22 protein-coding genes are annotated in these 20,847 nt (G+C 66.0%); 7 read left to right on the top strand and 15 right to left on the bottom strand.

What is annotated here, in order from left to right; translation table 11 throughout:
* Positions 1 to 134 precede the first annotated feature (134 nt).
* Genes rplO through rpsH form a run of 6 tightly spaced genes read right to left on the bottom strand, consistent with a single transcriptional unit; the run spans position 135 to position 2,810 of the window.
* On the bottom strand, positions 135 to 575 hold the full coding sequence (gene rplO, locus WFK36_RS02335; RefSeq protein ID WP_336789330.1) for a 50S ribosomal protein L15: 441 nt from the start codon (positions 573 to 575) through the stop codon (positions 135 to 137).
* A gap of 3 nt (positions 576 to 578) precedes the next feature.
* Positions 579 to 758 (bottom strand): 50S ribosomal protein L30, encoded by a 180-nt coding sequence (gene rpmD / locus WFK36_RS02330; protein WP_006895590.1) that lies wholly within the window; start codon positions 756 to 758, stop codon positions 579 to 581.
* Between the two features lie 2 nt (positions 759 to 760).
* Entirely contained in the window at positions 761 to 1,417 is a 657-nt protein-coding gene (gene rpsE / locus WFK36_RS02325; protein WP_008375941.1) for a 30S ribosomal protein S5, read from the bottom strand.
* A 43-nt stretch (positions 1,418 to 1,460) separates the two neighbouring features.
* Positions 1,461 to 1,856 (bottom strand): 50S ribosomal protein L18, encoded by a 396-nt coding sequence (gene rplR, locus WFK36_RS02320; protein ID WP_008375942.1) that lies wholly within the window; start codon positions 1,854 to 1,856, stop codon positions 1,461 to 1,463.
* Positions 1,857 to 1,859: 3 nt separating this feature from the next.
* Positions 1,860 to 2,396, bottom strand: coding sequence for a 50S ribosomal protein L6 (rplF, locus tag WFK36_RS02315; protein ID WP_336789326.1), 537 nt, complete (start codon positions 2,394 to 2,396; stop codon positions 1,860 to 1,862).
* 15 nt (positions 2,397 to 2,411) lie between these two features.
* Positions 2,412 to 2,810 (bottom strand): 30S ribosomal protein S8, encoded by a 399-nt coding sequence (gene rpsH, locus WFK36_RS02310; protein WP_008375945.1) that lies wholly within the window; start codon positions 2,808 to 2,810, stop codon positions 2,412 to 2,414.
* A gap of 380 nt (positions 2,811 to 3,190) precedes the next feature.
* Between rpsH and WFK36_RS02305 the strand changes: the two genes are divergently transcribed.
* On the top strand, positions 3,191 to 4,096 hold the full coding sequence (locus tag WFK36_RS02305) for a hypothetical protein (RefSeq protein ID WP_336789324.1): 906 nt from the start codon (positions 3,191 to 3,193) through the stop codon (positions 4,094 to 4,096).
* 32 nt (positions 4,097 to 4,128) lie between these two features.
* Here WFK36_RS02305 and WFK36_RS02300 read toward each other — a convergent pair whose 3' ends face one another.
* From WFK36_RS02300 to WFK36_RS02260, 9 genes are all read right to left on the bottom strand, one after another.
* Positions 4,129 to 5,805 carry a purine-cytosine permease family protein gene (locus WFK36_RS02300; RefSeq protein WP_336789322.1) on the bottom strand — a complete coding sequence of 559 codons (1,677 nt, stop codon included), beginning with the start codon at positions 5,803 to 5,805 and terminating at the stop codon, positions 4,129 to 4,131.
* 134 nt (positions 5,806 to 5,939) lie between these two features.
* Positions 5,940 to 6,425, bottom strand: a complete 486-nt coding sequence (locus WFK36_RS02295) for a Fic family protein (protein ID WP_336789320.1) — start codon at positions 6,423 to 6,425, stop codon at positions 5,940 to 5,942.
* Positions 6,426 to 6,447: 22 nt separating this feature from the next.
* Entirely contained in the window at positions 6,448 to 7,461 is a 1,014-nt protein-coding gene (locus WFK36_RS02290; protein ID WP_008375950.1) for a HoxN/HupN/NixA family nickel/cobalt transporter, read from the bottom strand.
* Positions 7,458 to 8,198, bottom strand: coding sequence for an urease accessory protein UreD (locus tag WFK36_RS02285; protein ID WP_008375951.1), 741 nt, complete (start codon positions 8,196 to 8,198; stop codon positions 7,458 to 7,460). Before WFK36_RS02285 ends, WFK36_RS02290 begins: the two co-directional genes overlap by 4 nt.
* On the bottom strand, positions 8,191 to 8,859 hold the full coding sequence (locus WFK36_RS02280; RefSeq protein ID WP_336789317.1) for an urease accessory protein UreF: 669 nt from the start codon (positions 8,857 to 8,859) through the stop codon (positions 8,191 to 8,193). Before WFK36_RS02280 ends, WFK36_RS02285 begins: the two co-directional genes overlap by 8 nt.
* Positions 8,859 to 10,568, bottom strand: coding sequence for an urease subunit alpha (locus WFK36_RS02275; protein ID WP_336789315.1), 1,710 nt, complete (start codon positions 10,566 to 10,568; stop codon positions 8,859 to 8,861). The genes WFK36_RS02280 and WFK36_RS02275 overlap by 1 nt, the downstream gene beginning before the upstream one ends.
* Complete coding sequence (gene ureB / locus WFK36_RS02270; RefSeq protein WP_336789313.1) at positions 10,568 to 10,906, bottom strand: urease subunit beta; 339 nt, start codon at positions 10,904 to 10,906, stop codon at positions 10,568 to 10,570. Before ureB ends, WFK36_RS02275 begins: the two co-directional genes overlap by 1 nt.
* Positions 10,907 to 10,916: 10 nt before the next feature.
* The gene (locus tag WFK36_RS02265) at positions 10,917 to 11,219 is read right to left on the bottom strand and encodes an urease subunit gamma (protein ID WP_336789311.1); all 303 of its coding nucleotides are present in this window, start codon (positions 11,217 to 11,219) and stop codon (positions 10,917 to 10,919) included.
* Between the two features lie 45 nt (positions 11,220 to 11,264).
* Entirely contained in the window at positions 11,265 to 12,350 is a 1,086-nt protein-coding gene (locus WFK36_RS02260) for a hypothetical protein (protein WP_336789309.1), read from the bottom strand.
* Positions 12,351 to 12,512: 162 nt separating this feature from the next.
* Between WFK36_RS02260 and WFK36_RS02255 the strand changes: the two genes are divergently transcribed.
* From WFK36_RS02255 to WFK36_RS02230, 6 genes are read left to right on the top strand one after another with little or no spacing between them, the layout of a single operon-like run.
* Positions 12,513 to 16,217, top strand: coding sequence for a nitrate reductase subunit alpha (locus WFK36_RS02255; protein WP_336789307.1), 3,705 nt, complete (start codon positions 12,513 to 12,515; stop codon positions 16,215 to 16,217).
* Positions 16,217 to 17,878 (top strand): nitrate reductase subunit beta, encoded by a 1,662-nt coding sequence (narH, locus tag WFK36_RS02250; RefSeq protein ID WP_336789305.1) that lies wholly within the window; start codon positions 16,217 to 16,219, stop codon positions 17,876 to 17,878. The genes WFK36_RS02255 and narH overlap by 1 nt, the downstream gene beginning before the upstream one ends.
* Complete coding sequence (gene narJ, locus WFK36_RS02245) at positions 17,875 to 18,537, top strand: nitrate reductase molybdenum cofactor assembly chaperone (RefSeq protein ID WP_336789303.1); 663 nt, start codon at positions 17,875 to 17,877, stop codon at positions 18,535 to 18,537. Before narH ends, narJ begins: the two co-directional genes overlap by 4 nt.
* Complete coding sequence (narI, locus tag WFK36_RS02240) at positions 18,534 to 19,283, top strand: respiratory nitrate reductase subunit gamma (protein ID WP_336789301.1); 750 nt, start codon at positions 18,534 to 18,536, stop codon at positions 19,281 to 19,283. Before narJ ends, narI begins: the two co-directional genes overlap by 4 nt.
* On the top strand, positions 19,280 to 20,494 hold the full coding sequence (locus WFK36_RS02235) for an MFS transporter (RefSeq protein WP_336789299.1): 1,215 nt from the start codon (positions 19,280 to 19,282) through the stop codon (positions 20,492 to 20,494). Before narI ends, WFK36_RS02235 begins: the two co-directional genes overlap by 4 nt.
* Entirely contained in the window at positions 20,491 to 20,823 is a 333-nt protein-coding gene (locus tag WFK36_RS02230; protein ID WP_336789297.1) for a cupin domain-containing protein, read from the top strand. Before WFK36_RS02235 ends, WFK36_RS02230 begins: the two co-directional genes overlap by 4 nt.
* Positions 20,824 to 20,847 lie beyond the last annotated feature (24 nt).

Below are 20,847 nucleotides of genomic sequence, written 5' to 3'. Positions count from 1 at the left end.
CACTCACTCTTGGAGAATGCCCCCACGAACTCTAACAGTCATCCAATCAGCGACGGTCAGGTGAGCACCCACAGGACGGCGTACGTCCCGCGTTTGCTCACCTGACCGGCGTGATCAGAGATTCACCGACGTCTTTACAGCTCGGTGGCGGTGCCGCCGGCGGCGACGATCTTCTCCTTGGCGGAGCCGGAGAACTTGTTGGCGGTGATGTTCACCGCAACGGTCAGTTCGCCTTCGCCCAGCACCTTGACCAGTTCGTTCTTGCGAACGGCACCGGCTGCCACGAGCTCGTCGACACCGATGGTGCCGCCCTCGGGGAACAGTGCGGACAGATCGCCGACGTTGACGACCTGGTACTCCACGCGGTTGCGGTTGGTGAAGCCCTTGAGCTTCGGCAGACGCATGTGCAGCGGCATCTGGCCGCCCTCGAAACGTGCTGGGACGTTCTTGCGCGCCTTGGTGCCCTTGGTGCCGCGGCCTGCGGTCTTACCCTTCGAGCCCTCACCGCGACCCACGCGGGTCTTCTCGGTCTTCGCACCCGGTGCGGGGCGAAGGTGGTGCAGCTTGATGGTCATGACTTAAACCTCTTCGACTGTCACGAGGTGACGGACCACGTTGATGAGACCGCGGTTGATCGGCGTGTCCTCGCGGGTGACGGTCTGGCGGATGCCCTTGAGACCAAGGGTGCGCAGGCTGTCACGCTGGTTCTTCTTGGTACCGATGGTGCCCTTGATCTGGGTGATCTTGAGTTCAGCCATGGTTATGCTCCCTTGTTCGCGGCGGCAGCGGCGCGTGCGCGCAGCATGCCGGCAGGGGTGACCTCTTCGACGGTCAATCCGCGACGAGCAGCGACCTCTTCAGGCTGCTGCAGCATCTTCAGTGCGGCGACCGTGGCGTGGACGACGTTGATCGCATTGTCCGAGCCGAGGCTCTTCGCGAGAACGTCGGTGACGCCTGCACACTCGAGGACGGCGCGAACGGCGCCACCGGCGATCACACCGGTACCCGAGCTGGCCGGGCGGAGCATGACGACGCCTGCTGCGGCCTCACCCTGGACGGGGTGGGTCACGGTGCCGCCGATCAGCGGGACGCGGAAGAAGCTCTTACGAGCCTCCTCGACACCCTTCTGGATCGCCGCGGGGACTTCCTTGGCCTTGCCGTAGCCGACGCCGACCATTCCCTGGCCGTCACCGACGACGACGAGAGCGGTGAAGCTGAAGCGACGGCCGCCCTTGACGACCTTCGAGACGCGGTTGATGGTGACGACGCGCTCGAGGTGGTTCTTCTCCTCGCGCTCGCGTCCGCCGCGGTTGTCGCGACGATCGCCGCGGCCGCGGCCGCGCTCGTTGCCACCGTTGGCGTTGCTGTTGTTGTTTCCGGCGGGTCCGTTGCCGCCGTCACGCTGACGTCCGGGCATCAGATGTCCCCTCCGTTGTTGGTCATGTCGATCGTGATCATCATTAGAAGCTCAGGCCTCCCTCGCGGGCGGCGTCGGCCAGAGCCGCGATGCGGCCGTGGTACGCCTTGCCACCGCGGTCGAAGACGACGGCTTCGACGCCTGCGGCCTTGGCGCGAGCTGCGACGAGCTCTCCGACCTTGGCTGCCTGAGCCGACTTGTCGCCACCGGCTGCGCGGACGTCGGCCTCGATGGTGCTGGCTGCTGCCAGGGTGCGACCGGTCAGATCGTCGATGAGCTGCACGTGGATGTGACGGCTGCTGCGCTTGACTGCCATGCGCGGACGCTCTGCCGTGCCGGAGATGTTCTTGCGCAGGCGGAAGTGACGACGCTTGGTCGCGGTGCGACGACGGGTCGAGACGTCCTTGCCGATGGGCTTACGAACGGTTGTTTCACTCATGTCTTACTTACCCGCCTTTCCGACCTTGCGGCGGATCTGCTCGCCTTCGTAGCGGACGCCCTTGCCCTTGTACGGGTCGGGGCGACGCAGGCGGCGGATGTTCGCCGAGATCTGGCCCACCTGCTGCTTGTCGATGCCCGAGACCGAGAACTTGGTGGGCGATTCCACTGCGAAGGTGATGCCTTCCGGTGCCTCGATCGGCACGGGGTGGCTGTAGCCGAGAGCGAACTCGAGGTCCTTGCCCTTGGCTGCGACGCGGTAGCCGACACCGAAGATCTCCATCTTCGTGGTGTAGCCCTGCGTGACACCGATCACGAGGTTGTTGACGAGAGTGCGCGAGAGGCCGTGCAGGGCACGGCTGCGGCGCTCGTCGTTGGGCCGGGCGACGACGATGGAGTTCTCTTCCTTCGTCACGGTGATCGGCTCGGAGACGGTGAGGTTCAGTTCGCCCTTCGGGCCCTTGACCTTCACGTCCTGGCCGTCGATCGTGACGTCGACACCGGCGGGAATTGCGATGGGATTCTTACCAATACGCGACATTGTTTCTACGCTCCCCTACCAGACGTAGGCGAGGACTTCGCCGCCAACGCCCTGGTTCTTAGCCTGGCGATCAGTGAGCAGACCGGACGACGTGGAGATGATCGCCACGCCGAGGCCGCCCAGGACCTTAGGCAGATTGGTGGACTTCGCGTACACCCGGAGACCCGGCTTCGAGACGCGGCGGAGACCAGCGATGCTGCGCTCCCGGCTCGGGCCGTACTTCAGGGTGACGACGAGCTTCTTGCCGACCTCTGCGTCTTCGACGCTGAAGTCGGTGATGTAACCCTCGCGCTTGAGGATCTCGGCGATGTTCACCTTGATCTTCGACGACGGGAGGCTCACCTCGTCGTGGAACGCCGAGTTGGCGTTGCGCAGACGTGTCAGGAAGTCTGCGATCGGATCAGTCATGGTCATGGTTGTTGACCGTCAACCTTTCTCGTAGCGGTTCCCATACAGCAGTGACCTGCGGATTTCTCCGCCTGTTCGCCGGTGGGCCTTCCACGAAGTGGATAGTTGTGCATTGTTCTCGCCTACCGATGCCATTGGCTTTTCGCCGGCACCCGTGAGCTATGAAGTTGTGGCTCCCGGGGGCACACTTCACCCGGGCAACCACACAAGTGTAGGGAACTTGCTGGCCAGAGTCGAATCGGCGGGCCTGCGGCATCGTTCACTGCTCGCTCCGAGCCCAGTGACCACATATTGGTCACGAGGCTCGGAACAAGGGCTACTGTCCGGTATCCACAGATCGCCGGATGGGTCTCGTTTTCATCGCCGCTCTGGTTCACACTGAGCGGATGGGGGACGATCAGCGGGCGTTGGCGCGCCTGGACCAGGTGATTCACGATCAGTCCGGGGTGGTGAGCCGACGCCAGGTGCTCGACTGCGGCCTCGACTCGGCGTACGTCCGACAGCGATTGCGGCGACGCGCGTGGTGCGCGCTCCTGCACACCTGGCCGTCCGCGTTGTCACACCGGTCAGCGTGGATGTTGCTCACCGGGAGGGGTTCGACGGCCGGGCCGATCCATGTCGCGGTCGACGCCCGACGGAACCTTCGGCGGGTGGACGGGATCGTCGTCCACTACCGCTCCGACTACGACGACGCGGTTGTCGCGACCGTCGCTCCGCCGCGGGTGCGACTTGAGCAGACGGTCATCGATCTCGCAGCCGACGCGACGACGGCGGTGGAAGTGATCGCGGTCCTGTCCGACGCGGTCGGGTCGCGGCGGACCACCGCGATGAGGCTGCTGGCCGCACTCGACGCGCGCTGCCGCACCCGGAACGGCAGGTTCATCAGGGACGTCCTGGATGATGTGCACGCCGGGACCTGCTCGGTCCTCGAGCACGAGTATCTGACCGCCGTCGAACGTGCCCACGGACTGCCCGCTCCTCTGCGTCAGGCTCCTACCGGCGTCGGTCGGCCCGGATTTCGCGACCTCGACTATCCCGAATGGGGCGTAGTCGTGGAACTCGACGGGCGGCTCGGCCACGCCGACGCGGTGTCGCGGGACCGCGACATGGAACGCGACCTCGACGCGGCCGTCCACGCAGACCGCCGTACCTATCGGATCGGATACGGACAGGTCCGCAATCGCGCGTGCAGCACTGCCGAGAAGGTTGCGATCGGGCTCCGCAAAGGCGGATGGACAGGCCGACCGCACCCGTGCCGCTCACCGTCCTGCACCTTGCTCCGAGCCGCGTGACCACATAGCGGTCACGCGGCTCGGAGCAAGTCCTACTTCTGTGCCGGGAGCACGTGAAGTCCGGTCTTGTCGCAGGCCAGGGCCAGCGAGGAGATGTACTGCTTGGAGCCGTCGGCCGCGGGGACCGCGGAGGCCAACATGTCGGGGCGTTCGAACTCGACGCCGGAGACACAGCACAGCAGCTTCTCGTCGCTGGGGTTGCCGTGCTCGTCGTACATCGGGAGATCGATCCCGTCATCGGTGCGACGCAGGTAGTAGCGCCCCTTGGTCGCGACCGCCAGGATCGGAGGCAGCAGCATCGCGAGGACGGCGGCCACCAGCGGCGAGAATGGCGCGATGCCGTCGCCGAACAGTCCGAAGAACACTGCGATCGACGCGCCGGCGGCGACGATCACGGACACGAAGCCCACTGGATTGACCGCGTACAGCATGCCGCGGCGGAACTCCGGGTGCTTGGGGCTGATGCCGAGCAGGTACTTGTTGACGACGATGTCGGTGGCGACCACCACGATCCAGGCGATGCCGCAGTTCGCGTAGAAGTTCAGCAGCTCCGACAGGAAGCTGAACATGTTCGCTTCCATGAGAACGAGCGCGATGACCAGGTTCACCACGACGAACACCAGGCGTCCCGGGTAAGTCTTGGTGACGCGCGTGAACGAGTTGGTCCAGGCCAGCGAGCCGGAGTAGGCGTTGGTGACGTTGATCTTGATCTGCGAGATGACCACGAGGATCACGGCGAGGGTCATCGCCAGCCAGTGCGGCATCATCTCCTCGTAGGTGATCAGGAACTGGTGAACAGGCTGGTTCGCGATGCCCGCGCCGTCGGCGACGTTGGCGATCAGGTAGACGGCGAGGAACAGACCGACGATCTGCTTGACCGCGCCGAACAGCACCCAGCCCGGGCCTGCGATCAGCACGGCGGACCACCAGCGGCGCTTGTTCTCCGGAGTCTTCGGCGGCATGAAGCGCAGGTAGTCGATCTGCTCGGCGATCTGAGCGATCAGCGACAGGCAGACGCCTGCGCAGAGCATGATGCCCGCCCAGCTGACGCCTTCGCCGCGAGGTGCGCCGTTCTCGTCGACACCGGAGAACGCGAGGAATTCACTCACCGAACCGGGATGTGCCGCCAGCAGATAGATCAGCGGCCCGACCATCATGACCAGCCACAACGGCGTCGTCCACACCTGGAGTTTGGCGAGCGCCTTCATGCCGTAGATGACCAGCGGGAGGACGATCAGCGTCGACACCAGATATCCGACCGGCAACGGGACGGACAAGCCGAGGTGCAGACCCTGCGCCATGATCGAGCCCTCGAGGGCGAAGAAGATGAAGGTGAACGACGCGAAGATCAAGTTCGTGACGACCGAACCGTAATAGCCGAACCCGCTGCCGCGCGTGATCAGGTCCAGGTCGAGGTTGTAGCGGGCCGCGTAGTACGCGAGAGGGATGCCCGTCGCGATGATGACCGCGGCGAACAGGCCGATGCCCCACAACGCGTTGCCGGTGCCGTGCGCGATGCCGATGTTGGCGCCGATCGAGAAGTCGGCGAGGTAGGCGATGCCACCCAGCGCCGACGTCGCGACGACCGCACCGCTCCACTTGCGGTAGCTGCGCGGCGCGAACCGCAGGGTGTAGTCCTCCAGGGTCTCCTTCAGCGCACCTGATTCGGCGCCCTGCGCGGGTGCGACCCGCGTCAACTGATCCGTCATCAAACCTCCACTCACCGCCAGAAACATTCCGGTGAGAGGAAAGTTATGCAGGTGGTGTCACGACGACGGTGCGGAAGTGTTTCGTCGGCGATACAGAACGCGCCGCGTTGTTACGGGCGGATGGCAACGACAGCTCATCGACGTGTCCAGGTCGCGCCGCGCCCGACAGAGTCGACCTCGACCAACCCTTCGGAACGGAGCGCGTTCAATGCGATCCGGATGGTCTGATCCGAGACCCCCGGAAGCGCAGTTCTCACATCCGCGATCCGAAACACCGACGGCGCATGGCTGAGCACGTACTCACGAACACGTTCCTGTTTGCTCCCACTTGATCGGGCGGCCCCCGTCACCGCCGCGAACTCCGCGTATGTCGCGGAGACAAGTCCGATGAAGTATCGGAGCCACGGCCAGGGATCGTGCTCAGCGTCGTGCCAGCCGGCCGTCGATGCCAGCAACGAGGCGTAGTACCCATCCGCAGACTTCGCGATGGATACCTCCAACGAGACGTACCGCGTGACGTCGTACCCGACGTCGTGAAGAAGGACATTCGTCAGTGCCCGCGCAATCCGTCCGTTGCCGTCGATGAACGGATGGATCGTGAGCAAGTAACAACTAGCCAATCTGCCATCCTTCTTAGCTAGTTCAGCTAGTTCTGTTGGGCAGCAGGTCGCGCCGCGACGCGACGAAGACTGCGGCCCAGATGGCGAGGAGGACTCCCGTCAACCAGAATCCGAGTGTTTCGAGGTCGGCGCCGCCGATCCACGCGAAGAGGCCGTGCCAGCCGAACTCGTCGACTGCGAGGGCCGACAGTTGGACTCCGGCGATCGCGATGGCGACCGCCGCGGATATCCACGTCATCAACGCGCTGTACGAGAAGAGTCGCGACCGCTCCCCCGCGGGCGACCACTGGTAGGCGCGGCGCATCACCGCTCCCTGCACGGTGTCGAGCAACGACATTCCCGCCGCGAACAGGATCGGGAGTGTGAGCACGGCCCACCAGGGGACAGCGCCGAGTGTCGCGGTCCCGGCCAATGCGAGCAGGCCGATCTCGGTGGCTGTGTCGAACCCGAATCCGAACACGAAACCGACGCCGTACATGCGCGTCGGACGGTCGACGGCGGCCTCGAAACGACCCAGCAGACGCCACATCAGACCGCCGGGCGCGGCGTCGTCCGTGTCTCTGCGACGCAGCGACCACACGTTGATCACCGCTATCACCACGAGGAAGATCGACGACACCATCGGGCCCCACACACCGGTGAACTGGTGCAGGCCGGACTCCTCGTCGGACACGGCCCGACCGAGCGCCCCGATCCCGACGACGAGTGCCAGACACAGCAGGAACACCACCGACGAGTGGCCGAGAGAGAACCACAGCCCGACGGTCGACGCCGGGCGTCCGCGGTCGACGAACCGACGCGTGGTGTTGTCGATGGCGGCGATGTGATCGGCGTCGAACGCGTGCCGGAGACCGAGCGCGTACGCGCTGAGGCCGACGGCGAGGGCCGCAGGCCCACTCGTCGAGTAGCTGACCCCGGACGGCAGGACCAGCAGCAGCAGAGCACCCCATCCGAGGAGATGCAGGCCGACGATCACTCCGACCGCCCACCGCCAGCCCGGATCGCGGACTGTCCCGGTACGAGTCGTCGACGTCATGTGAGGTCCTCCATCAGGGTTCTCGTCCATCGGTCCCATGTCGGATCGAGTGGACTCTCGTGCAGGTGTTCGCCGAGGTGACGCGCCAATGCGCCAGGACCCGCCAGGTCCATCACATCGCAGGCGTCGACGTCGGATGATCGGCTGTCGCGGATTCCCGCGAGCAGGACCGACTCCATCACCCGATGTCTGCCGAGCACTCCGGGCTGCGGACGATCACCGCGAACGTCGAGCGACTCCACCAGGAGCGGAGTGTCGCCGCAGGTGACGGCGCTCTCGAGAAGAAGCCTGCCGCCACGCTCGCCGGATCGGCCGAACACGGTGACCTCCCGGATCACCGCGCGGGCCGACTCGGCCATCGTGATGTCGGTCCGGCGGTGCAGGTCGGCGCCGTCGGAGATCACCGTCTCCAGGCCGCGCCAGACGAGCCTGGCGCCGTCGTCGAGAACGATTCGGGTGGTCCACCAGGATTCGACGCCGTCCGCGTTGTACACGACGGTCCCGCCGACCTCGCTGAGTTCGAGGAGACAGCCGGCGCCGACGTGGATGTCGAGGCTGATGGTGTCGCCGCCGAGGATCATTGCGCCGCCCGCGACGAGTGCAACACGCGCGGAGTTCTCGGTGCGGTGCAGGAGTCTCGGGACCAGTGTCGCGCCGACTGCCGCCGAGAGAGCGACACGGGCACGGCCGGGTGCGGCGGTCACCCCGACCGTGGCGCGGAGCACCGGCTCAGGCACGGAACAGCCGATGCGTCGCGCGCGAGTGCCGCTGTGCCCACTCTTCGCTCTGCGGGGTCCCGGCGCCGGGAATCCCGGCCGGTTCGGTGATGGTCGAGAGACTCGCGACCTGATGTTCGGCGTACTCGCACGTGTCGAGGATCCACTTCGTCGTCTCTGCGGGATCCCGCGGATCGAGCTTCAACAGCGCTCCGGCCGCGGTGGCCGCCTCGTCGTAGATCACCACCCGCACGAGTTCGTCGGCGCCCAGCCCGGCCTCCGCAGCGATGGCGCCGACCACGACGGACCTGCTCGGCGACCACGACGCGCCCCGCATCTGCGCCAGGGACGAGGCAGCAGGCCACAAGCGGACCGCCAACCGGAGGTATCCCCTGGCCTGTGCGATCGACGCGTCGCGCACCGCGGGTGCGGGCGTGCGCGCCGCCCACGCGGCGTCGACCGACCGGACGTCCGCGCCGGTGAGCACTGCATGACGGGCCGCGACAGCGGTCCCGGCCTCCACACGCGACGACGTGACAGCCCGCGCGCGGAGGAACTCCGGGACCGATGACGCCGGGAGCCCGCCCATCATCGCGGGTTCCAGTCCCGCAGAGTAGGCGTGTCCACCGGTCGGCAGCCTGCCGTCGGCCAACAACATCGCGACCAGGGTCGACGATCCCATCAGAACATCGTGTACAGCTGCGCCAACGGGAGGACGTCAGCCGGTGCAGGTGTGACGACGGCTTCGTCGATCGCGATCTCGAACGTGTCGGGTCGGATGTCGATCGTCGGCAGCGCGTCGTTGACTTTCATGTCGGCTTTTCCGGTGGCCCGGGTGTCCTTCAGCGCAGCGAGTCGGCGACGCAGCCCCAGCCGCCCGGCGAGACCGTCGTCGAGTGCGTACGGCGACACGAATGTGAGGGACAGATCCGCGCCGATCGCGTCGCCGAAGGTCGGGCGCATCAGGACGGGCTGCGGGGTCGGTATCGACGCGTTCGGATCACCGAGGGCGCCCCAGACGATGCTTCCGCCCTTGATCACGATGGACGGCCGGACGCCGAAGAACCGCGGATCCCACAGGGTGAGGTCGGCGAGCTTGCCTATCTCGATCGACCCGACTTCGTGGTCGATCCCGTGCGCGACTGCGGGATTGATCGTGTACTTCGCGACGTACCGTTTGGCCCGCAGGTTGTCGGCGACGTCGCCGCCCGGCTCATCGAGCCGTCCGCGATGATTCTTCATCACGTGCGCGACCTGCCATGTGCGGGTGATGACCTCACCGATCCGGCCCATCGCCTGTGCGTCCGACGACGTGATCGACAGTGCGCCGACGTCGTGGAGGATATCTTCCGCCGCGATCGTCGTCGCACGGATCCGTGACTCGGCGAACGCCAGATCCTCGGGCACCGCGGGGTTCAGGTGATGACACACCATGAGCATGTCGAGGTGTTCGGCGACAGTGTTCACCGTGTGTGGAAGGGTCGGATTGGTGGATCCCGGCAGGACGTTCGGCAGACTTGCGATCGACAGGATGTCTGGTGCGTGACCGCCGCCAGCGCCTTCGACGTGGAACGCGTGGATGCTCCGACCCGCGATCGCGTCGACTGTCGAGTCGACGAAGCCCGCCTCGTTGAGCGAATCCGAGTGCAGCGCCACCTGCAGGCCCCACTCCTGAGCCGCACGCAGAGACGCGTCGATCGCGGCGGGCGTCGACCCCCAGTCCTCGTGGACCTTGTACCCGGCGGCCCCGCCGAGGGCCTCTTCTTCCAGGCCTCTCCACGACACCGTGTTGCCCTTGCCGAGCAGGAGGATGTTCACCGGCAGCGCATCGAGCGCGCGGTGCATCTGGTGCAGGTGCCACGGTCCGGGTGTCACCGTGGTCGCCTTCGACCCCTCGGACGGCCCGGTTCCGCCGCCGATCAGCGTGGTGAGGCCGGTGGCGAGTGCTTCGTGAGCCTGTGACGGGGAGAGGAAGTGGACGTGGGAGTCGATACCACCCGCGGTCAGGATCTTGCCTTCGCCCGCGATGACGTCGGTGGAGGGCCCGATCACCAGGTCGGGGTGAACGCCGTCGGCGATGTCCGGGTTTCCCGACCGCCCGACGCCGATGATCCGGCCGTCTTTGATTCCGACGTCGGCGCGTTCGATTCCCCACCAGTCGAGGACGATGACGTTGGTGATGACGGTGTCGAGCGCCCCCGCACTGCTCGGGACGGTCGACTGCGCCATCGATTCGCGGATCGACTTTCCTCCGCCGAACACTGCCTCCTCGCCGCCGACTGTGTGATCACGTTCGATCTCGATCCAGAGATCGGTGTCGCCGAGACGAACCTGGTCTCCGGCTGTCGGACCGTACAGCGACGCGTATGTGCCACGATCGATGCTCACCATCAGCTGCACTGTCCTTCGGTTCGGATCACGATGCCGGGAACGAGACGATGTCCACGGAAGGCGACGGCTGCCACACGCTTGGACGCCCCGGGTTCGAATCGCACAGACGTGCCCGACGGGACATCGAGTCGGAAGCCTTCGACGGCGCCGCGGTCGAAGTCCAGGGCGGTGTTGGCGTCGGGGAGATGGAGGTGGGATCCGATCTGGACCGGCCGGTCTCCGGTGTTGACGACGACGATCTCGCGCCTCTCGTCCGCTGTCCGGTCAGCGTTCAATTCGATGGTTCCCGGCTTCACCCGGACCGCGCCGGGGCCGGAGGAACGTGGGGTCGAAGCCATTGCCGTCTCCTCAGTCGATCGGGTGATGAATGGTGACGAGCTTGCGGCCGTCCGGGAACGTCGCCTCGATCTGAACGTCGTCGATCATCTCGGCGACACCCGGCATCACTTCGTCTCGCCCGAGCACCGATCGACCGGTCTCCATCAGTTCGGTGACCGGGACGCCTTCCCGAGCGCGCTCGAGCACCCACGTCGTCAGCAAAGCGACGGCTTCCGGGTAGTTGAGCTTCACCCCGCGGTCGCGGCGGTCCCGGGCGACCATGCCCGCCACCGACAAGAGGAGTTTCTCGGTGTCCGCAGGCGTGAAATGCATTCTGCGATAGTGCCACGTTCTCCGCCGGCCGGCAGTCCCGGCCGGTCAGCGATAGTCGATCGTGTGGTCGGCGAGGACCGCGACGATCTGGTCCTCCAGCTCCGGATCGCGGACGACGCGGGCGTCGAAGTAATCCCGGAAGTCGGTCAGCGGCTGCGCCAGGACGTCTACCGAGCTGGACCAGTCTCCCGCGTCCACCCGGTCCCAGATGTCCAGGAGCGACCCCGCGACGCGACCTTCGACCTCATCGCCGTCGTCCCAACCAGCGATCTCTCCGAGGCCTCTGACGTCGACCTCTTCACCGTCGTCGAACACATGCCGCGTGTCGCCGAGGAAGTGGGCGGAAGTCGCGACCGCGAATCCCTCGGTCCAGGCGCACGTCGTGGACGTGGCGACGGCGGCCTCGTGGTGCTCGCAATCGGTGACCACGGGCGTGTTCTCGGGACCTTGGACGTTGTACTGGAACCAGTGGGCGGCCTCGTGAATGATGACGTGCTTGGATTGCGCGTCCTTGTGACCGAGAATCACCTGGTTCGACGCCTCATCGAAGTACGAGTCCTCCGATCCTGGTTCGACCGCCCACCTGATGACCAGCCGATCGCAGGTCAGGTTCGTCCAGCACCCGGGGCGCCCGGTGCTGCGCGCGTCGTACAGCATCCCGACTGTGTCGACGACCTTCCACGCCTGTGACGGGGCAATGTCATCCCCGACGACGAGGTCGCCGAAGTCACGCGTCCCGGATGTCGTCTTCGTGTCGAACGACAGCACGTCACCGTCCGTCGCCCCGACGACGGCGACCTCGGTCGCCGAACTCGATGAGAGGAAACGCATGCTGTGCGCCACGTCCCCCTCGGCACATGCACGCCATCGACCGTCCAGGCCGGTTCGTCCGCGATCCACCACGCGTGGACCGTCGCCATCGTGCTCGACCATTTCCCAGTCGATTCGACGAGCCGGCGCGGAGACGACCGGGAGGTCGGTGCCTGCTTCGGCGTCGGGAGCCTCATACAGGAGCTTCCCAGACAGGCACTGTTGCGAGGCGGATCGGTCGAACTCGGTGACGGCCACGGCTGCGCCGATGACGGCCAGGATCGCCATCAGCGCTGCGATCACGAGTGGTGCACGACGCATCAGAACTCCCTTCTGGTGACCACGCGTCGCCCGTCGGTTGTCGACACAATTTCGAACACCGTTCATAATTTGCGGTCAGCGGAACGCTGTCAAGTGAGCCTTTCGTCCCTACTTCTGCCCGAGTGCACACGAACTACGCAGACTGGGCCTAACGTCCCCAGTATGCCGACGTCTCACGATGTGCAGGGTCCAGCGGCGCAAGCGCTGCTCGACGTGGGTCGATTCTTCACGAGGTGGGACGAGACGGGAGACGGCAGAGCCGTCTTCCGCGAAGGCGGACGAGCAGGCGACGTCTTCTATCGCGATCGGTGGAGCCACGACAAGGTGGTCCGGTCCACCCATGGAGTGAACTGCACCGGATCCTGCTCGTGGAAGGTGTACGTCAAGGACGGCATCATCACCTGGGAGACGCAGGAGACCGACTACCCGTCCGTCGGCCCAGACCGCCCAGAGTACGAGCCGCGCGGCTGCCCGCGAGGCGCGGCATTCTCCTGGTACACGTACTCACCCACGAGGGTGCGACACCCGTACGCCCGCGGTGTGCTCGTCGAGATGTTCCGGGAGGCGAAGCGCCGCCTCGGCGGCGACCCGGTGCTCGCGTGGGCCGACGTCGTCGGCGACCCGATTCGACGGCGCTCCTACCAGCGAGCACGCGGCAAAGGCGGGCTGGTCCGCGTCTCCTGGGACGAAGCGATCGAGATGGCCGCCGCCGCACACGTGCACACCATCAAGACCCATGGCCCTGACAGATGCACCGGCTTCTCTCCCATCCCCGCCATGTCGATGGTCAGCCACTGTGTCGGCACCCGGTTCATCCAGTTGATCGGCGGCGTCATGACGTCGTTCTACGACTGGTACGCCGACCTTCCGGTGGCGAGCCCCCAGGTGTTCGGCGACCAGACCGACGTCCCCGAGTCCGGCGACTGGTGGGACGCGTCATATCTGATGATGTGGGGTTCCAATGTCCCAGTCACCCGCACACCGGATGCCCACTGGATGGCCGAGGTGCGCTACCGAGGCACCAAGGTCGTGACGGTCTCCCCCGACTACGCCGACAACACGAAGTTCGCCGACGAGTGGCTTCCCGCGCAAGCGGGTACGGACGCCGCCCTCGCGATGGCCATGGGGCACGTGATCCTTCGTGAGTTCTACGTCGAGAAGCAGACACCGTTCTTCTCCGAGTACGCGGCCAAATACACCGATCTCCCGTTCCTGATCCGCCTCGAGGAGCACAACGGCTCCCTGGTCCCCGGCAAGTTCGTGACCGCGGACGAACTCGACGGTGGCGGGCAGGCGTCCGAAGAACAGTGGAAGCCCGTGCTCATCGACGCGGCGACGGGCGACCCGGTGGTCCCGAACGGATCCTTGGGGTTCCGGTACGCGGAGTCTGGCGAGGGCAGGTGGAATCTCGACCTGCAGGGCGTCACGCCGTTGATGAGCTTGTTCGACGTCGACCATGAACCGCTGGAGGTGAGCTTCCCTTCGTTCGACGCCCCCGACGGCAGCGGAACGGTGATCGTCCGTGGAGTCCCGGCCCGGCGCGTGCACGGCCACCTGGTCACTACCGTCTTCGACTTGATGCTGGCTCAATACGGAGTCAGTCGCGACGGGCTTCCCGGCCGGTGGCCCACCGGATACGACGACCCGACCAGCCCGTACACGCCTGCGTGGCAGGCCGAGATCACGAGTGTGCCAGCCGAGGCCGCGATCCGCGTCGCCCGCGAGTTCGCGACCAACGCCGAGCAGTCCCGCGGCCGCTCGATGATCATCATGGGGGCAGGAATCTGCCAGTGGTTCCACGGGGACGCGACCTACCGGGCCATCCTGTCGATGCTGCTGCTCACCGGCAGCATGGGCCGCAACGGAGGCGGGTGGGCCCACTACGTCGGCCAGGAGAAATGCCGTCCGATCACCGGGTGGATCTCCCTCGCCAACGGCCTCGACTGGTCCCGGCCGCCACGTACCCAGCCGGGTACGTCGTTCTGGTACATGCACACCGACCAGTGGCGCAATGACGGGTACTCCACGTCGACCCTCGCCTCACCGCTGTCGCGAGGCACGCTCGACGGAATGCACACCGCCGATGCGATCGCGCAGTCGGCGGCACTGGGCTGGATGCCCTTCTATCCGCAGTTCAGCGACAACCCGCTCGACGTCGCCGAGAGCGCTCGCGGCGCGGTCGACGCCGGTGAGGCGCCCGACGCCGCGTCGTACGTCGCCGAACGCTTGCGAGACGGCACGCTGACACCTGCGATCTCCGACGTCGACGCGGAGGAGAACTGGCCTCGGACTCTGGTCCTGTGGCGATCGAACCTGCTCGGGTCATCGGCCAAAGGCAACGAGTACTTCCTGCGTCACCTGCTCGGCACACACCACAATGTGCTCGGCACCGAGAACCCGGAGACCCCGCACCCGACCGGGGTCCGATGGCACGACGAAGCACCGGAGGGCAAGCTCGACCTGCTGTTGTCCGCAGACTTCCGGATGACGAGCACCACGCTGCTCTCGGACATCGTCCTGCCTGCTGCCACCTGGTACGAGAAACACGACTTGAGCTCGACGGACATGCACCCGTTCGTGCACGCCTTCAGCCCGGCGATCGACCCGGCGTGGGAGGCCAAGACCGACTTCGACCTGTTCCATCTGCTCGCGCAGGAGTTCTCGAAGCAGGCGGAAGTCCACCTCGGCACTCGTCACGATCTGGTCAGCACGCCCGTCCAGCACGACACACCCGGCGAGACCGCACAACCCCACGGTCGAGTCGTCGACTGGCGCGAGTCGGGAAATCCCGGGAGGCCGGGGGTCAACATGCCGACGTTCGCGCTCGTCGAGCGCGACTACACCGCCATCGCAGACAAGCTCGCCACGGTGGGTCCACTCGCCGACGACCTCGGTTTCACGGTCAAGAACATCACTTACGATGTCGGATCACAGATCCCGACGCTCGCCGCGTCGAACGGAGTGATGCCGTCCGGTCCCGGTCAGGGACGCCCGGCCATCGACACCGATGCGAAACTCGCCGAAGCGATCCTGCTGTTCTCCGGAACCACGAACGGACAACTGGCGGTCGACGGATTCGAGAAACTCGAGAAGCGAGTCGGCAGGGAACTCGTCGACCTCGCCGCGGGTTCGGAGGAGAAGCGGATCCGGTTCGCCGACACCCAGGCCGCACCGGTGCCCGTGATCACCTCACCGGAGTGGTCGGGTTCGGAGACCGGCGGGCGGCGCTATGCGCCGTTCACCGTGAACATAGAGCGTGACAAGCCGTTCCACACCCTCACCGGGCGGATGCACTTCTACCTCGACCATGACTGGATGATCGACATCGGCGAACAGTTGCCGATCTACCGCCCGCCGCTCGACATGCATCGACTGTTCGGCGAACCGAAGCTCGGGCCGACCGGGGAACGGGAGATCACGCTGCGGTACCTCACGCCGCACAACAAGTGGTCGATTCACTCCGAGTACCAGGACAACCTGCTGATGCTGTCGCTCTCCCGCGGCGGCCCGACGTGCTGGTTGTCGGCGGAGGACGCGGCGTCGATCGACGTCGCCGACAACGACTGGATCGAGTGCGTGAATGCGAACGGCGTGTACGTGGCACGAGCCGTCGTCAGTCACCGCATGCCCGCAGGCGTCTGCTACGTCCATCACGCGCAGGAGCGGACGATCGACGTCCCGAAGTCGGAGGCGACGGGACGGCGCGGCGGCATCCACAATTCGGCCACTCGGCTGCTCGTGAAGCCGTCGCACCTGATCGGCGGCTACGCACAACTCTCGTACGCGTTCAACTATCTCGGACCGACCGGCAACCAACGGGACGTGGTGTCGACGATCCGCAAGCGCAGCCAGGAGGTGACGTACTGATGCGAGTGATGGCGCAGGTCGCGATGGTGATGAACCTCGACAAGTGCATCGGCTGCCACACGTGTTCGGTCACGTGCAAACAGGCGTGGACCAATCGGGCAGGCACCGAGTACGTGTGGTTCAACAACGTCGAGACTCGCCCGGGGCAGGGATATCCCCGACGGTACGAAGACCAAGACGCCTGGCGCGGCGGATGGACTCTCAACAACCAGGGAAAGCTCCGCCTGCGGGCGGGCGGGCGGTTGAAGAAGCTGCTGACGATCTTCCACAGTCCGGTGCAACCGACACTCGACGACTACTACGAACCGTGGACCTACGACTACGAGAAGCTCGTCAACGCTCCCCTGGGCGACGACTTCCCGGTCGCCCGACCCAAGTCGTTGATCACCGGCGAGGACACCAAGGTCACGTGGTCGGCGAACTGGGACGACAACCTGGGCGGCGGTCCCGACGCGGCCGAACTCGATCCGATCGTCGCGAAGCTGCGCGCCGAGTCGGAGGCGGCGATCAAGTTCTCCTACGAGCAGACGTTCATGTTCTACCTGCCGCGGATCTGCGAACACTGCCTCAATCCGTCGTGCATGGCCTCGTGCCCGTCGGGGGCGATCTACAAACGGTCTGAGGACGGCATCGTGCTGGTCGACCAGGACCGGTGCCGAGGCTGGCGGCAGTGCGTGACCGGCTGCCCGTACAAGAAGATCTACTTCAATCACCGGTCGGGCAAAGCCGAGAAGTGCACGTTCTGTTACCCGCGCATCGAAGTCGGGCAGCCCACAGTCTGCGCCGAGACGTGTGTCGGGCGGCTGCGCTACATCGGGCTGGTGCTGTACGACGCCGACCGCGTCACCGAGGCCGCATCGGTCGACGACAAAGATCTGTACGAGGCGCAGCTGGGTCTCATGCTCGATCCGACCGATCCGCAGGTGATCGCCGACGCCAAGGCGTGCGGAATCGCCGACGACTGGCTCGACGCGGCCCGCCGCAGTCCCGTCTACGCACTCGCCAAGAAGTATCGGATCGCGTTGCCCCTGCATCCGGAGTACCGGACGATGCCGATGGTCTGGTACGTCCCTCCGCTGTCCCCGATCGTCGACCTGCTGTCCGAGCAGGGGCACGATGCCGAGGACCCGCACAACCTGTTCGGAGCGATCGACACCCTGCGGATCCCGCTCGAGTACCTCGCCGAGTTGTTCACCGCGGGCGACGTCGGGACCGTCGAGCACGTGTTGAAAGTGCTGGCCGCGATGCGCTCGTACATGAGGGACATCAACCTCGGCCGGGAACCGGACGCGTCGATTCCAGCGTCGGTCGGCATGTCCGAGCAGACGATGTACGAGATGTACCGGTTGCTCGCGATCGCCAAGTACCAGGACCGATACGTGATTCCGACCGCTCATCACGAGCAGGCGTCCGAGTTGGAGGAGCTCGCGTGCTCCCTCGACTACGACGGAGGGCCGGGCATGTACGACTCCGGCGCGTTCGGCGAGGCGAGCGGCCGTCCCACACCGGTGTCGGTGGAGACATTCCACGCGTTGCAGCAGCGACAGACCTCCGACCTCCCGACCGGCGACGACGCACTGCGCGGCCGCACCAACCTGCTGAACTGGGACGGCAACGGCGCACCCGACGGGCTGTACCCCGACAGGAGGGCGAGCCGATGAAGTTCCGTATGCGCTCTCGCCCCCAGACCGCCGATCACCGGGTGACGCACCTGATCGCGTCCATGTGTCTGCGGTACCCCGACGACGATCTGTTCTCGCGCGCCGACATGCTGCACGCAGCGCTGAGCGAGCAGCCGCGCGGGCCCGCCGCCGACGAACTCCATGCGTTCCTGGGCCAGCTCTCCGGGCGCCTCCAACAGCAGTACGTCGACGTGTTCGATCTGTCGCAGCGTCAGACCCTGTATCTCTCGTATTGGTCCGACGGCGACACCCGTCGCCGCGGAGAGACGTTGGCGTCGTTCAAGCGGCTGTACCGGGACTCGGGGTTCGTCGTCGATCTGCACGGTGAACTGCCCGACCACCTGCCGATCGTGCTCGAGTTCGCGGCCCGCGTGGATCCGGTCCGCGGCGTGGAACTGCTGACCGAGCATCGTGGTGCACTGGAACTGATCCGGTTCGCGCTCCTCGACAAGGCATCGCCGTACGCCCACGTCCTCGCAGCAGTGTGCGCGACGCTGCCTGGGCAGTCGCCGCCGGACCGGGCGTCGGCCCAGGCCATGCGACCGCGGAGTCCCGAGACCGAGTCCGTCGGCCTGGAACCGTTCGATCCTCGGCTGCTGCCGTTGCACACCGGAACCGAAGCGGGTGTCGGCCGATGAACGTCTTCCTGTGGGGAGTGCTGCCCTACCTCGCCCTCGCATCGGTGATCGGCGGGACGATCTGGCGATACCGCTACGACAAGTTCGGGTGGACCACCCGGTCGTCGGAGCTCTACGAGTCCAGGCTGCTACGCATCGGGTCCCCGCTGTTCCACTACGGGATTCTCGCGGTGATCGCAGGTCACGCCGTCGGCCTGGTGATCCCGCAGTCGTGGACCGACGCCGTCGGGATCACCGAGACCGTGTATCACGCGGTCGCGGGCATCGGCGGCTTGATCGCCGCGGTGGCGACGGTCGTCGGCGTCGCGATCCTCATCTATCGACGCCGCACCGTCGGACCCGTCTTCATGGCGACCACGCGCAACGACAAGTTGATGTACGCCGTGCTGGTGTCAGCGCTGCTGGCAGGCACCTACATCACCGTCGTCGGAATGATCGATCCGCACGGGGAAGGCGTGAACTACCGGGAGACAGTGTCCCCGTGGTTCCGGTCGGTGTTCCTCCTGAATCCCGACGTCACCGCCATGGAGGCGGCGCCTTTCCGCTTCCATCTCCACGTCGTGATCGGCATGGGAATGTTCGTCCTCGTGCCGTTCACCCGGCTCGTGCACATCTTCACAGCGCCGATCCACTACCTGTTCCGGCCGTACATCGTCTATCGAAGCAGAGACTCCAGGACCGCCCCCGGCAATGCACCTGCTCGACGCGGGTGGGCGCCGATCGGAGTGAAGGACAAGGACAGATGACCACCACGACAGCATTCCCGCGTGCGCAGACACGCAACCTGGTGATCGCGACGCTCGGCTTCGCGATCAGTTTCTGGGCCTGGAACATGATCGCGCCGCTCGGCGTCCGCTACGCCGCAGATCTCGGATTGTCCGCCTCACAGAAATCGATCCTGGTCGCCGTCCCGATCCTCGTCGGATCGCTCGGGCGCATCGTCGCAGGTGTTCTGACGCCGCGCTTCGGTGGACGCGTGATGTTCCCGGCACTGCTGTTGCTGACTGCGCCGTTCGTTGTGCTGGTCGCCGTCGCAGGCCGTCTCGAGTCGTACCCGATGCTTCTGGTGATCGGCTTCTTCCTCGGCATCGGCGGCACCACCTTCGCCGTCGGGATTCCATTCCTCAACGACTGGTACGAGCCGTCACGGCGCGGGTTCGCCACCGGCGTGTTCGGCGCGGGCATGGGCGGAACTGCGTTGTCGGCGTTCTTCACACCGCGGTTCGTGACCTGGTTCGGATACACGGCTGCGCACATCGTCATCGCCGTCGCACTTGTCGTCATGGCCGCTGTCTGCTGGTTCGGCCTGCGCGACGCGCCGTCGTTCGTCCCGAACACCGAACCGCCGCTGCCCAAGTTGATCGACGCGCTCAAACTGCCCATCACCTGGCAGATGTCGTTCTTGTACGCGGCCGCGTTCGGCGGTTTCGTTGCGTTCTCCACCTACTTGCCGACATATCTGAACGACGTCTACGACATCCACGACCTGGCGTCCGCGGGCGCCCGAACCGCGGCGTTCGCAGTGGCCGCCGTCATCGCTCGGCCCGTCGGCGGTGCATTGTCCGACCGATTCGGAGCACGGCTGATCACCGCGATCTCCTGCGGAGGCGCAGCCGTCCTCGCCGTCTGGATGATCACCAAGCCGTCGTTGGACTCCGGCCTCGCGGCCGTCGACTTCATACTGATGGCCATCATGATGGGTCTCGGTTCCGGTGCGGTGTTCACCTGGGTGGCCAAGGAGGCGCCGCCTACCCGTGTCGGCGCGGTGACCGGGATCGTGGGCGCAGCGGGAGGCCTCGGCGGATTCTTCCCGCCACTCGTCATGGGCGCGACGTACAACGCCACGACGCACTCGTACACCATCGGCCTCGCGCTTCTGGTGGCCTTCGCCTCCGCCGCATGCCTGTTCACTGTGTTCGGCATCTCCAGCTCAACCGATCGGACGGAAGAACAATGACGGCCACCTCCCTCACCGCGCTCGCCGACGATCTGTTGGCCGAAGCCCGCACGCAGTCGTCGGGCCGCAGCGCACGCACGGTGCGAGGCCACGCCGAGCATGCGCTGCGCCATACGGTCATTGCCCTCGTTGCCGGGAGCCGCCTGTCCGACCACCAGAGTCCAGGTGAGGCGACCCTTCAGGTCCTCCGCGGAACAGTGCGTTTGACCTGTGAGGAGGGCGAGTGGACGGGTGTCGTGGGCGATCTCACCGATATCCCCGACGTGCGGCACGGTCTGATCGCGGACACCGATTCCGCGGTACTCCTCACCGTCGCGCTGTCCCACTGACGACGGGTTCCCGCGACGCGCCGT

It is taken from the genome of Gordonia malaquae, from assembly GCF_037148075.1.
Classification (GTDB): Bacteria; Actinomycetota; Actinomycetes; order Mycobacteriales; family Mycobacteriaceae; genus Gordonia; species Gordonia malaquae.
This window is presented reverse-complemented; position numbering and strand designations above follow the sequence as displayed.